The sequence below is a fragment of the Pseudoalteromonas sp. C2R02 genome, assembly GCF_018860845.1.
Taxonomy (GTDB): Bacteria; Pseudomonadota; Gammaproteobacteria; order Enterobacterales; family Alteromonadaceae; genus Pseudoalteromonas.
In genome coordinates this window covers 126,662-140,202 of the sequence record NZ_JAHKQC010000045.1, presented here as the reverse complement: position 1 = coordinate 140,202, position 13,541 = coordinate 126,662, and the positions used below count along the sequence as shown (strand labels likewise).

General features: G+C 33.5%; 9 protein-coding genes. 4 read left to right on the top strand and 5 right to left on the bottom strand.

From position 1 onward, the window contains the following. Positions 1-10 precede the first annotated feature (10 nt). Together KO527_RS22615 and KO527_RS22610 are read right to left on the bottom strand one after the other, a co-directional pair. Positions 11-1,213, bottom strand: coding sequence for an alpha/beta hydrolase-fold protein (locus KO527_RS22615; RefSeq protein WP_216042512.1), 1,203 nt, complete (start codon positions 1,211-1,213; stop codon positions 11-13). A gap of 47 nt (positions 1,214-1,260) precedes the next feature. Further along, positions 1,261-2,178 carry an alpha/beta hydrolase gene (locus KO527_RS22610; RefSeq protein WP_216042511.1) on the bottom strand — a complete coding sequence of 306 codons (918 nt, stop codon included), beginning with the start codon at positions 2,176-2,178 and terminating at the stop codon, positions 1,261-1,263. Positions 2,179-2,401: 223 nt separating this feature from the next. Here KO527_RS22610 and KO527_RS22605 point away from each other — a divergent pair, with 223 nt between their 5' ends. Then, positions 2,402-2,971, top strand: coding sequence for an XRE family transcriptional regulator (locus KO527_RS22605; RefSeq protein WP_216042510.1), 570 nt, complete (start codon positions 2,402-2,404; stop codon positions 2,969-2,971). Continuing rightward, entirely contained in the window at positions 2,968-3,510 is a 543-nt protein-coding gene (locus tag KO527_RS22600; RefSeq protein ID WP_216042509.1) for a GNAT family N-acetyltransferase, read from the top strand. Before KO527_RS22605 ends, KO527_RS22600 begins: the two co-directional genes overlap by 4 nt. 11 nt (positions 3,511-3,521) lie before the next feature. On the opposite strand, the gene KO527_RS22595 is transcribed toward KO527_RS22600, so the two are convergent. Then, positions 3,522-4,262, bottom strand: coding sequence for a transporter substrate-binding domain-containing protein (locus KO527_RS22595; RefSeq protein ID WP_216042508.1), 741 nt, complete (start codon positions 4,260-4,262; stop codon positions 3,522-3,524). Positions 4,263-4,534: 272 nt separating this feature from the next. Here KO527_RS22595 and KO527_RS22590 point away from each other — a divergent pair, with 272 nt between their 5' ends. Continuing rightward, a complete protein-coding gene (locus KO527_RS22590; RefSeq protein WP_216042507.1) occupies positions 4,535-6,916 on the top strand; it encodes a TonB-dependent receptor in 2,382 nt (793 codons plus the stop codon). Positions 6,917-6,985: 69 nt separating this feature from the next. Beyond that, positions 6,986-8,551 (top strand): tetratricopeptide repeat-containing sulfotransferase family protein, encoded by a 1,566-nt coding sequence (locus KO527_RS22585; RefSeq protein ID WP_216042506.1) that lies wholly within the window; start codon positions 6,986-6,988, stop codon positions 8,549-8,551. A gap of 45 nt (positions 8,552-8,596) precedes the next feature. Here KO527_RS22585 and KO527_RS22580 read toward each other — a convergent pair whose 3' ends face one another. Both KO527_RS22580 and KO527_RS22575 read right to left on the bottom strand, forming a co-directional pair. Next, on the bottom strand, positions 8,597-10,438 hold the full coding sequence (locus KO527_RS22580) for an EAL domain-containing protein (RefSeq protein WP_216042505.1): 1,842 nt from the start codon (positions 10,436-10,438) through the stop codon (positions 8,597-8,599). Between the two features lies 1 nt (position 10,439). After that, positions 10,440-13,499 carry a ligand-binding sensor domain-containing diguanylate cyclase gene (locus tag KO527_RS22575; protein ID WP_216042504.1) on the bottom strand — a complete coding sequence of 1,020 codons (3,060 nt, stop codon included), beginning with the start codon at positions 13,497-13,499 and terminating at the stop codon, positions 10,440-10,442. Positions 13,500-13,541 lie beyond the last annotated feature (42 nt).

The following is a 13,541-nucleotide window of genomic DNA, read 5'->3' as shown; positions in this document are numbered from 1 at the left end:
TTTTTTAAGGTTAATTTAATATCTGAACGTTTTTATTTGCGGCATCTAATCGCGATTTAAAAAGCCTGTTGCGCCATGCAGGGCTATGTTTTTCACCAACCTTTACAGCTTTTGTATGTGCCTCAATCGATTTAGTATATTGCTTCATTACACTATAAGTTTGCCCTAAACCACTGAACGACCTAGCTGATTTCGGAAAATCTCGAATAAGTGTTGAGTATAATTTCAGTGCATCTTGTGTTTTACCTTCATTTAAAAGCATACTGGCTAAATTAAGTAAGGTATTTTCTGGTATGTTTTTATCCGTACCATATATCTTTGCGCGTTTGTTATAATGCGCTTTCATTCCCTGCATACCGCCAAAATCAGTATATTGTTCATATTTTGAAAAGTGAGGTGCTTGGTAATTCTTAAATACATAAGTCATTCCAGGGAAAAAAGTTGGAAAATATATACTGCCGTGAGTTTGATTATTAAAAAATTCATAATGCCAATTAAGATTTTTAGGAGTCTGTTTAGTTAATAATTTAACAAAATTATTGACTGCATCTGTTACTGATTTTCTTCTCGCTTCATCTTCACTGGCCAAGGTAAAGTAAAACGATTTTTCCTCAATATTTTTTGTATCTAGATTAGTCAGTATATTTTTATATATATCGATTTCTTCATTTTGTATAACTGGGCTCGCAGCAATGTAATTTGTAAATAGTTCAGGCTGAGTTGCCAATAAATGAGTAGAGAAATAACCTGCAAGCGAATGACCAAATAGCGTATTTAATCCAGTTGTGCGATAGTTTTTATTAACATAAGACATGACCTCATTTTTAATATATCGCGTAAACTTTACCTTCTCATAACCGAGATCACGTTGCCTAGTACTATTATCACTTCCCCAAATATCAGAGTTGGTGATAGCGACAATAATTAACTCAGGTACTCTTTGCTGATTTTGTAAGATCTGAGTTGCTACAATTGCATGATTAAAATGACGCTCACCATCTAATAAATAAACAACGGGGTAAGATTTATTTGATGAGTCATAACTTTCAGGCAGATTAATCAAAAAATTTCTATTTTCTCCTAGTACTTTTGAATCCATAGAAATCCGGCTCGCTTCGCCAATTGTTCTTAATTCTTTTACAATATTTCCTGCTGTGACAGGAAAACTAAAACACGCAACTACTAATAAAAAAGGGCTCAGAATTTTCAGCATTTCACTTTCCATTTTATTAAAAATTATACTTAGTCGGATTGAAAAAATTAGTAAGCCTTAACAACTAAAATATCGGAGCATTCTTTTTGAATACGGGTATCTTTATTTGAGTACATTGATGCTAACTCTGGGTTTAGTCTCTTAATAAACGCATCAACATTACTGGTATAGCAAGCATGTTTCCCTAGCTCTGAGTTTATTTCCCCATGAGATAAGTTTATTGAGATCAGCTCTGCATACGTGCCAAGACTTTTGGTTTTTTTAAGATATTTTTTAGCTTCAATACAAGCTGTTTTACTTAGTGTTGAGCATATTGCTAAAAACGGTGGTGTTTTATCTGTAAGTACATAGAAAGGAGATGCATCTTGCCAATAGTCAGGGTCTGTACCAAACCTCTGGGTGTAAAATTCAGATAAGTTTGGTGTTGTTAATCTTCCCACAATATTATATGCCGAAGAATCCATTGAAACAGTCCCTAACACAGGTTTCGTTTCACTGCCTGTAAACCTTTTAAAATTAGATGAAACGAGAGATACTGAATGTGCGCCAGAAGAATGCCCCATTAATATAAACTTTTCTGCAGAGCCGCCCCATTCACTCGCTTTTTTTTGAGAAAAGCCTAAAGCAGCGCCAACATCTTCAGCTTGAATAACCGGCCCAACTTTAGGCAGTGCGCGAAAATTAGTAGAAATCAAAACAAATCCTTGTGTAACCCAGTGTGAGATCTTGTTTTCAACTTCAGCTTTATCAGCCTTATCTCCCCAATTTCGCCACGCACCACCGTGAACCATAAATATAACAGGGGCATTTTTTACGTTAGCAGGGACATAAACATCTAACGTCTGATCTTTATCTTTACCATAGGAAATATCAGATAATACTTTTATGTTTGAAGGTAATGCATAGCCATTTGATACGTTCAATATTAATATCAAAATAGTCAATAATTTTATGTAGTTGAACATTTTAATTTTCCAAATATGTAAACAATATAAGTCTTGTATGTATCGTTCCAAAATAGCTATTTAATTCAAATGATAAAAGGCATGATATGTAAAAAGTCGGGGAAATAGTTTTACAAAAGTTTACATTGGGTTTGACCAAATTAGGCTATTCGATAATCCCTTCCTCTTGCTAACATTCTCAAAATAGACAATAATTCCCAAATATGAGAATTTAAGGTGATTTATGAAAATAGAACGAACAGAAGATCACGTATTAGCGGTGAGATTAAAAAACATACGAATTGAACAAGGTTTATCTTTAGATGATTTAGCAAAAAAATCAGGCGTTAGTCGTGCAAGCTTATCAAGAATTGAAAAAGGCGATGTCAGCCCTACAGCGCAAGTATTAGGTAAGCTTTGTAGTGCATTTGAAATCACTCTGTCTCGTTTAATGTTAATGATTGAATCTCATTCTAATAGTGTCATTAAACATGATAAACAAATGGTATGGCAAGACCCTGAAACTGGTTTTATTCGTCGCTCATTATCACCACCAAGCAAACAATTTTCAGCTGAAGTTTTAGAGTGTGAATTGCCTACTCATTGCCATATTCAATATGATGCATCACCTACTCCCAATTTAGAACATCACTTGGTATTACAACAAGGATGTTTAGAAGTTACGATTGAGGGAGAGATCCATAATCTAAATCCAGGTGATTGCCTGCGATATAGATTAAATGGCAGCAGCGCGTTTAAAGTCATTGGCCCTGTTTGCGTTAAATATTACCTTACAATAGTGTGTCCAGTATGACTCATAAAACAGTAAAAATAATATTATTAAACCAATATAACTTTGAATACTATTTAAATGAATTATCCGATACACTTTATGAATGTGTACATGATGGAGCCAGTATTAGCTTTGTCTTGCCATTTACAAAAACAGACAGCAAAACTTATTGGTTAAATAAAGTATTACCTAATTTAATTGTACGAAATACAATCGTTTTTATTGCTCTCATTGATAATAAATTAGCGGGTACAGTTCAATTAGAGTGTGATACGCCACCGAACCAGCCTTACAGAGCCGAAGTATCAAAATTATTGGTAACCCCAAACTTTCAGCGCAAAGGTATTGCTAAAAAACTGATGTTACACCTAGAAGAGCATGCGATTAAAATTGATAAGTTTTTACTCACCTTAGATACACGAACAAGTGATAAAGCTGAACCCTTATATACAGCTTTAGGCTATCAAACCGCAGGCGTCATTCCGAACTTTGCTAAAGATCCAAGAGAACATAGGTTTGATGCAACAACAATCATGTATAAAAAATTAAAAGAGTTTTAGGCTTGTCATTATCAGTAGTATTGTGGATTTTTAGCAATAAAATCATTGATTGCTTTTACAAACATGCCTTGTTCAGTTGCTTGGTTGATTTTAGTTATTTTTGATTCTGTAATTTGAAGAGCACTTTGTTTACTAAAGCCGAAGTTTAAGCTGCGATTTACTTTTTGAGTAAAAGTGGTTAGTTTTACTTTATCTGTGATATTTAATTCTTTAACTGAACTATTAAAAATTTCTGTAGCAGTGATCACCACATCAACTCTGCTTTTAACCAATAGTTGTAAACCTATTTTAATATCTTTAACCTCCACTTTTTTAATATTTTTGTCTGTGTCAAAACGTTTAAAATATAGCGTATCTTTTGTTACCCCAACATTTAGCCCTTTAAAATCATCATACCTTTTAATATCTGAAGATTGGGTGCGGATCACAAAGATATATTCAGAGTCTTTTTTATAAGGGACTAATAAAGCGATTTTTCTGCGATTTTCGTTATCGACCAAGCCCGCTAATACATCAACTTTACCGAGCTCTAATAGCTTTAGGCATCGAGCAAAATTAGGACCTCTTACAAATTTAATTTTATATTCAAGCAATTTTGCTAGGGTTTTTAATGCCGAAATACTTTCACCATATGGTTTTCTTGCTACAAACTGTAATGGAGGATAATGGTCAATACAGGCTGTCATTATTTTTGCTTGTACAGGAGAACAAGCAATCAAAATAAACACAAATAAAATTAATTTAAAAGGCATTTAGCATCTCAAATAAACCATAAATTGAATTGTTAATTATTGTTCATAGATATGTTTTGAGCAATAAATCACAGTTTTTTAACTTTTTACTATAAATTAATTTTGGAAATATATTCTGATAAAAGTCAGTATAAACAACAATACTATTGCATATTATGCACTAAAGGGTGAATACTCATTCACAATCGTTTTTCCTCAATTGTTTTAGAGTTTTTTTAATGTTTATTTAATGTAATAAATATAAAGAGACAGTAAATAAAAAGGGGAATTTAATGTTTAAACTAAGTGTGATCTCTCTGGCTATTGCCAGTTCAATTGCCATACCAATTACAACTCAAGCAGCAGAAGTTGGTGCTGAAAAATCAATTGAAGTAATTCAAATTTCAGCAACCAGACGTAAAGGTACGGTCCAAGAAGCACCACTGAATATTACCGCTTTAGACGGTGATGTAATGAAAGATCAAAATATCAGCGAACTTGCCGATGTTGCGCGTTGGGTACCAGGTTTAACTGTCACAGATCAAGGCGGTCGTTCCGGTTCACCCATCATCGTACGTGGTTTAAATACCAATTCATCAGGTCCTGGTTCTGACGGCGGCACAGTTGCAACTTACATCAATGAAATTCCAGTATCCATTGATATGCGTTTAACCGATGTAGAACGTGTTGAAGTATTAATTGGCCCACAAGGCACACTTTACGGAGCGGGTACTTTAGGTGGCGCAATTCGCTATATGCTAAAAGCGCCGCAACTAGATATCACCACAGGCGAAGTATACGGAGATATTTTTTCAATCAATGAGAGTGATAGCACAGGTGGCGAAGCAGGCTTTATTTTTAACCTGCCACTGATTGAAGATCAATTGGCTGTGCGTGCCAGTTTAAATGTTTATGACGATCCTGGTTTTATTGATTATAACTATGTTGTAAAAGAAGGTGGTGTATCACTACCAGATCCTGATTGGACAAATAACACAGCAGTTAACGACAATTTAAAAAAAGTTAAAGATGCGAATGGCGAACAAACAACAACGGCACGTATATCTGTGCGTTGGCAACCAACCGATTGGCTTGATACGACAATAAATTACTTTCATCAAAAACAAGATACTGAAGGTCGCTCAATTGTTCACAATAATGCATTAAACCCAAGTAATGGTTTAAATCAAGTGCTGGGGGAATACGAGTCTGCATATCGTTATGAAGAACCTAGAGAAAAAGAAGATTCATTACTAAGCCTAGAAATAAAAGCAGATCTTGGCTTTGCAGAGTTAGTATCTGCAACAGGTTTATCGACATTTGAAGCTGATGGACAGCGGGACCAAACAGATTTACTTATTCGACTCGATTATGGTTATGAAGAGTTTCCATCATTTTCGGCATTTACACGAGAGCTCAGCGATGATAACTCTCTCACTCAAGAAATTCGTCTAGTTTCTCAAAATGAATCAGCACTAAGTTGGATTGTTGGCGGCTATTATAATAAAAATGAAACGGATGGTTCTAGTAAAGAATTCACACCACATTACGATGAATTTTTAGGAGGCTCTCGCCCTGATGATTTAGAGTATTACTCTGTTGATCGCAGTGAAACAACAGAGAAAGCCATTTTTGGTGAGCTTGGTTATGCAGTAAACGAAAAGCTTAATATTACCTTAGGCGCACGCTTTTATGATTATAAAGTCTGGGCTGAGTCTGCTGTCGATTTTCCATTAGCAAATACGATTTTTAGCGGTACAGCACCTGATGCCATTAATTTAGAATTTAAAGAAAATAAAGCCTCAGATGACGGCAGTTTATTCAAATTTAATGCGAACTATCAATTTACGAACGATGTTATGGCATATGCAACTGTCAGTGAGGGCTTTAGAATTGGCGGTTCCAATGGTTTAGCTCCCTGTCCAGATCCATTACCTGAAGGCACTCAAAAAGGCTGTGGCAAACCGGATGAAATGCTCTATACCCCTGATATTACAACAAACTATGAACTAGGCTTTAAAAGTACTTGGTTTAAAAATAAACTACATTTTAATGCTGCTTTATTTAATGTAGATTGGGAAGATGCGCAAATAGCTGGCGCGACTGAAGTGGGTCAATTACCATATACTTCAAATGCGGGTAGTGCCAATGCAAAAGGAGTCGAAATTTCATCTCGTGCAATCGTAAATGATAATATAACCGCCTATGCAACTTATGCTTATACGCAAGCTGAGCTTACCAGTGATGCGCCATATTTATTTAATAAAGATGGCTCTGATGGTGCAGTAGAGGGCGATAGATTGCCTGGCTCTGCAGAAAATCAATTCTCATTAGGTTTAAATTATCAAACCGAAGTGATGAATGACAAAATGCTAGATGTTAATTACGGTATTACAGCACAAAGCGATGTGATCTCAAAAGTAGGCTTACATGATAATGCTGAAACCTTGCCTGGTTTTGCTTTAAGTAACTTATCTGCAAAAGTATCAGCAGATGCATGGGCTGTTACTTTTTATGTGAGCAACTTATTCGATAAATATACCTACACATCGGTAAGACGTGATCGGGCAGATATTACATCAGCAAATGGTGCCAATATTCAAAGAAATTATGGACATTTTGTAAATCGTCCTCGCACCCTGGGATTAAAATTTAACTATCAGTTTGAATTATAACTGTAGCTAAATATTATTCTAAACATCAAGCCTGAAGCTACTTCAGGCTTTTTATATAAGATTATTGTTATGACTCAAGATATTTTAGCACTTCATCGCACAGCGCAAATTGCACTTAATAAGTCTGATATAAAAGCGGCACATAGCGCTTTAGTAGCTTTATTAAGGTTAAATCCAAATCATGCCGATGCCTATTTTTTATTAGCTATGGTTAATCTTAAAATTGGTCAGTTAAAAAAAGCAATCGCACTAATTACTAAAGCGCTGTCATTTGATAAACAAGATGAATACTTGGCGCAACTTGCTAAATGTTACGCAATATCAGGGGATTTAAAAAATGCACTTAAATGTACATTAAGTGTAGATATACAAAATATAAAATCAGCTCTAATCGCTGATACTTTTGCAGTTGCTTTAAGCCATACAGAGCATCATCAACAAGCCATTTTATTTTTTAAACACGCCTTAAATCTCGATAATACTAAAGCACAATTTCATTACAATTATGGTGTATCTTGTAAATTCATTGGTGATTTTAAAACTGCAGAACTCGCTTTTGAAAATGCCATAACAATCAATCCTGCGCATTATCAAGCACACTTTGCTTTAAGTGATATCGGCAATATCAGTAAAGATAAAAACCATATATATCGTTTAAAAATAGCATTTGATAAACAAACTCACCCCGATGGGTTATTACATTTGGGCCATGCCTTAGCTAAAGAATTTGAATGTTTAGGTGATTATGAAAAAGCTTTTTATTATTTAGAAAAAAGTAAAAACAACAAATTAAAGCACAGCAATTATGACTTTTTAGAATATCAAAAATTATTTCACCATATAAAATCTATTAGTAACCAACCTATTACAAATAAAGGCTGTGATACCAAAGAACCTATTTTTATTTTAGGCATGCCACGCTCAGGTACAACGCTAGTAGAGCGTATTATTTCAAGTCATGATTTAGTGACCTCAGCGGGAGAACTTCAAGATTTTGGTATGAGTATAAAAGAACTCACACAAACCAAATCAAATAAAGTGCTAGATGTAGAAACCATGACAGCAGCTTATGATTTAGACTTTGAGAAACTAGGCAATACCTATTTAAATAGAACACGCACTGTAACAGGTGAAACAGCACATTTTATTGATAAACTACCATTTAACTTTTTTTATGTCGACCTAATCAAACGTGCTTTGCCAAATGCCAAAATCATATGTTTATTGCGTAACCCTATGGATACCTGCATCGGTAATTTCAGGCAGCTATTTACTATCAATAATCCCTATTACGGATACTCATTAGACCTTAATACTACTGCACGATTTTATAGTGAATTTCATAAATTAGTGCATCACTGGCAATCAGAACTAAACCCAAATTTCATGCTGTTAAGCTATGAAGATTTAGTTGCTAAGCCAACCGATAAGATAAAAGAAATCATAAAATTTTGTGACTTACCTTGGCAACAAAGCTGCTTGGAATTTCATACCAATAGGGCACCTGTTTCTACTGCAAGTAAAGTGCAAGTACGCGAACCAATTAACAACAAAGCGTTAGGCCGTTGGAAAAAATATCAAAATAATACACTTGAAGCCCAATCTATTTTAAAGCAACAAGGTATTGAGTTTTAAATAAGCTTAAAGAGCAGTGAATCAACCTGCTCTAAAAGATTATATTTAAGCTCTTTGACTTAACTGATTATAAAATACTTCTTCAGCGATTGGTTTTGCCAATAAAAAACCTTGGATCAAATCACACTTTTTATCTATTAACCAATCCAATTGACATTGTGTTTCTACACCTTCTGCAACCACTTTTAATCCTAAATTATGTGCAAGCTGAATGGTAAATGACACCATATGATCGTTCACTCCTATAAAGTTTATGAGTGATCTATCAATTTTTAAAATATTTGCAGGAAATTGGCTTAACATGCCTAAGTTAGAATAACCGGTACCAAAGTCATCTATAGCAATATTTACACCCATTTGTTTTAAGTTTCTGGCTTGCTCACTTAGTAGCTCATAATCCGTTACCGCTGATTCGGTGATCTCAATTTCTAAAGAACCATGAACATAATTAATCTCTTTTAATAACTTAGCTACAAGTTTATCTAAAGCGTTTATTTTTAAGCTTTTGGCTGAGTAATTAACCGCAATAGGAATAATAATGCCTAATTTTTGCTTACAGCGCTCAATAAATTCAATTGCTTTTTCTAGCATCAATTCATCTAAATGCGCTATTAAACCTAAGCTTTCAGCCATAGGTATAAATTCATTAGGGCTCACCCAGTTTCCATTGTATTGCCATCTCGCTAATGCTTCAGCGCCATAAACTATATGTGTATTATTTGAATCGAATTTAGCTTGAAAATAAATATCTATTTCTCTATTTTCGATGGCTTTCTTAAGTGCTTTTTCTAGAGAAAACTTATCTTCAATTAGGCTTAAACAATCAGAAGTAACATGTGAGTGAATATTACAATTTTGCAGTTGTATCAATTTACTCGCTTTATAAACATCTTGATAATTTGAACCAAAATCAGGCACCTTCGCTGTTGTTATTTTATATGAAATATCGATATCAGAGCCAAGTTGCTTTTTTGCGTATTTTAGACTGTTTGTTATTATCTGATTATATTCAGTTTCAGACTGAATATTATTAGACAAAAACACAAATTCATCATCACAATGTCGCCCAAAATATACATCCTTTACTAATTGTTTTCTTGTTTCTGTGACAAATGAAATTAAAAAATTATCTTTGGCTTCAATACCTAAAATTTGAGTCATTCCTGACAAACCATGAATTTTAAATAACGAAAAACTGAGTGTTTTGTATGTTAGTAGACGATGGGAAAATATATTACTAAGCTGTTCTGTATTAGCTATTTTTGTTAATGGGTCTAGCTGTAATGATTGCTTAAATTGTGATTGATGATCTTCAAAAGCTAAAATCAATAAGCCAACCATTAAAGTCATAATGTAAACGTTAGCAAATAAAATAAAATGAATTCTTTCAAATACAACTAACGGGAAATACGCTAAACATATAAAATAGCTGATCAAAAATATCGCATAAATACTATAATTTGCTATTAATAAATAATCCCCGCTATTTTGCTTATTTTTTGAAGTTAAATGGCTATGTATATAGAAAAGATGGAATATGATAGCAAAATAAACTGCAGTTGATTTAAAATCTTCAGCAACGCTTAAAATCACTATCAAAGATAGAAACATAATAAAAATAACAAACCAAGGAATATAATTTAAATTTCTTGTATATGTCGCAGCTAAAAAAACTAGCGCGCTTAATAAATAACAACTGTTAGTTAATACTATACTCAAATCAGATATTTCAATAAATACAACTTGTAATTGATACAATAAATTTAAAAACATTGAAATACTAAAAAGAAGCAAGTGTGGTTGTTTTTTTGTATGTAGATACATTAATGTACATGCAGTAATAAAAACACAAATCATCAACATAATATCATTCATTATTTCTTCCATATTATATCCCCTCAATTACTTTATGATTGTGTTTTTGTGTAAATCTCATTGTAAAAAATGTGTTTTCTTCTGTGGTGGGTTGATTGTTTATCAGTGATAAATACTTTTCTTTTATATCTGTCTCATTTTCAGTTTTTATTTCACAACTGTGATTTCGTCCATGCTTTTTTACTTGATACAAAGCGAGATCGGCTAAGTTTAGTGTTTCTTGCCAAGAAATCGCATCAGGTTCAGTTAAGCTAAATGGATAAGAAACAACACCAATTGAACATGTGCAGTGCACTATATGTTGCTTTGAAATCCTAAATTGATGTTCAGCTATTTTATCATTCATCATTTGTGCTTTTTGCAGCGCGTCTTCTCTAGGGGTATCATTTAAAACAACAACAAACTCCTCTCCTCCCCATCTGACAATCCAATCATTTTCATCACATAACTGTTTCACTAAAAGAATTAATTCTTTGAGTACTTTGTCTCCGCCATCATGGCCATATTGATCATTTATTCTTTTGAAAAAATCGACATCTAACATTAAGAATGAACAGTTTTTTGAAGGGTTAAAGTCGCTGCTTGAATCAGTAAAAACTTGATTCATAAAATGACGATTATAGGCACCTGTAAGGGCATCTGTATTACTGAGCCTTTCTAAATCTGCAAGTGCATTTTTAAGGGCTGTATTGTTTTCTTTTAGTTCTTTAGTGGCGATATTAACTTCACGTTTTAACTTAGTAGCACCAATTTTAAGTGTGTAAATACGTAAATAAATCATTATGAGTATCAAGCCAATTACACATAATTTAAACCACATTTGTTGATACCATGAGGGTATTTGGTTAATCGATAATGATGCCTGATACTTACTCCAAGTTCCTTTGCGGTTAGTTGCTTTAATTAATAATTTATATTTACCAGGATCTAGGTTAGTATAGGTTGCATAACGATCTTCACTTGTTATGTGAGTCCACTTTTCATCATAACCCTCTAATTTATAAGCGTATAATATATTATCTGGTTCAGAATAATCAAAAGCACTAAATTCGACAGAAAAACGAGAGGTATGTGCAGCTAAATGTAATTCATTTTCGTTATTCAAATATCCAACATTACCATCAACTTTTAAGTTTGTTATCGCAACTTTTGGATTATATGACCAAGGTTTAAAATCTTCAGGTGAAATGATCAGCAAACCATCGGATCCACCTATTAAAATAGTACCATCATATAATTTAGTATATGAACCAAGCCAAGCCGAACCAATATCAATACCGTCGGCACGATCGATTAAATCGACCTGATTTGTCATTGTATTTATGATACTTACATCATTCCATATCCGACCTTGCGCATCTTCAATTAAATTCCCTTGTGGTACACCTGTATGCATAAGAGCACTGAATTTTGGCTCTGAATTCCAATCAGTCAACTCATCTAAACCTGTAAAGTTTCCGATCAAAACCTTGCCATTAGCAGTTTGTGCTAAACCTAAAATGTCTGCACTTGTTAAACCATCCAGAACATTGTATTTAGATACTTTTTTCTCCTTTTCTTTTAATATATAGAGATGATTGTAACTCCCCATAATGATAACGTTGTCATTAGTTTCAATTAAAGCATAAACCAATTGTTTTAAATGTTTATTGTTTTCATCTAGGTAAATAAAGTCATCAAATTGATTGGTTTTCAGGTTTAGTTTTCTGACACCTCCGCGCTCTACAATGAGTAAATCTCCTGAATGTAATGCCAGCATTTTATATACTAAACCATTAATATTTTTTCCATTTAGATCTGCGTATTGCTTGAATGTGCTGCTTTTAGCATCAAACTTAAATAAACCATTTTTTTGAGAACCAGCCCAAATATCACCATTTTTAGTTTGCACCAATGACATTATCGTGCCGTCAAACAAACCGTGCACCTGATGATTTTTTAGCTGATATTTTGTCACTTTTTGTGATTTTTTTGATATAACTCGGATCCCATCACCAAAAGTTCCTAGCCAAATATCACCATTTTGAGTTTGTAAAATAGATATAATACCAACAGAATTTATATCTAAGTAGGTATCATTTATTTTGCTCAGTGATTTAAATGCATTGTTTTTTGGGTTATATAAATCGAGCCCTTTACCCCAACTTCCAATCCACACTACTCCTGAGCTATCAATTAGCATAGAGCTTAGTTGATTATGTGATATGGAGCTGTTCTTTTTAGGGTCATGATAGAGTTTTGTTTTTAAAATTCCAGAAACTTGATCAACAACCCAAAGACCATCACCTTTAGTTGATAGCCAAATTTCATCTTCTATTGGCTCATAAATAATGTCTACTACAGTTGATTTACGTTCATTAACGTCACTTACATCGGCTTCAAATAATTCATAACTATCATTGACTTTATGAAGTATAAAATACCCATGAAGCTGTGTGCCTACCCATACTTTATCCTTTATAAATAAAATTTTTATAACTGCGATATCGGATATGTCAGTCTTATTTTTAAGCACACCTTTGATAGTGTTAAATTGATTATTGTTATCTCGATACCTTAACCCCTTTCCTGTACCAACCCATAATTGGCCAAGGGGAGATAACGCCACATTATGAATTCTCATATCTGATAAAGCGGTATTAGATTTTTCTTTAATTTCAATAGTTTTACTATGAACATTTATTTCATGTAAACCATTAGCACTTGCTAACCAGATTTGTCCTTTATTATTTCCGTTTATATCATCAATACGATGCCCGCTGATGTGTTTCTCAAAACCTGCGGTTTTACCGATACGAGTGAATTTGTTAGAAATGGCTTCATAAGTACATAAATTACCATTTATCGTGCCTAACCAAATCTTATCTTTATTATCTATCCATATTGCACTGATAAAATTACCGCATAAACTATTTTCATTTTTTAAATCATTTCTATACGTTTTAAATGAATAACCGTCATACCTTACTAGGCCATTTTGTGTTGCGATCCAAATGAACCCTTTAGAATCTTGTGACATTTTTACAATTATGCCATCTGGAATTTTATGATCATCTGCAATATGTTTAAACATAGGATCGCCAAAGTCACTGATATAACTGTGAGATAAAAACGG

Coding starts and splice junctions, on each gene's coding strand:
- KO527_RS22595 (WP_216042508.1), bottom strand. CDS start 4,262: ATGCCTTTTAAATTAATTTTATTTGTGTTTATTTTGATTGCTTGTTCT.
- KO527_RS22605 (WP_216042510.1), top strand. CDS start 2,402: ATGAAAATAGAACGAACAGAAGATCACGTATTAGCGGTGAGATTAAAA.
- KO527_RS22590 (WP_216042507.1), top strand. CDS start 4,535: ATGTTTAAACTAAGTGTGATCTCTCTGGCTATTGCCAGTTCAATTGCC.
- KO527_RS22575 (WP_216042504.1), bottom strand. CDS start 13,499: ATGTTTAAACATATTGCAGATGATCATAAAATTCCAGATGGCATAATT.
- KO527_RS22585 (WP_216042506.1), top strand. CDS start 6,986: ATGACTCAAGATATTTTAGCACTTCATCGCACAGCGCAAATTGCACTT.
- KO527_RS22580 (WP_216042505.1), bottom strand. CDS start 10,438: ATGGAAGAAATAATGAATGATATTATGTTGATGATTTGTGTTTTTATT.
- KO527_RS22600 (WP_216042509.1), top strand. CDS start 2,968: ATGACTCATAAAACAGTAAAAATAATATTATTAAACCAATATAACTTT.
- KO527_RS22610 (WP_216042511.1), bottom strand. CDS start 2,178: ATGTTCAACTACATAAAATTATTGACTATTTTGATATTAATATTGAAC.
- KO527_RS22615 (WP_216042512.1), bottom strand. CDS start 1,213: ATGCTGAAAATTCTGAGCCCTTTTTTATTAGTAGTTGCGTGTTTTAGT.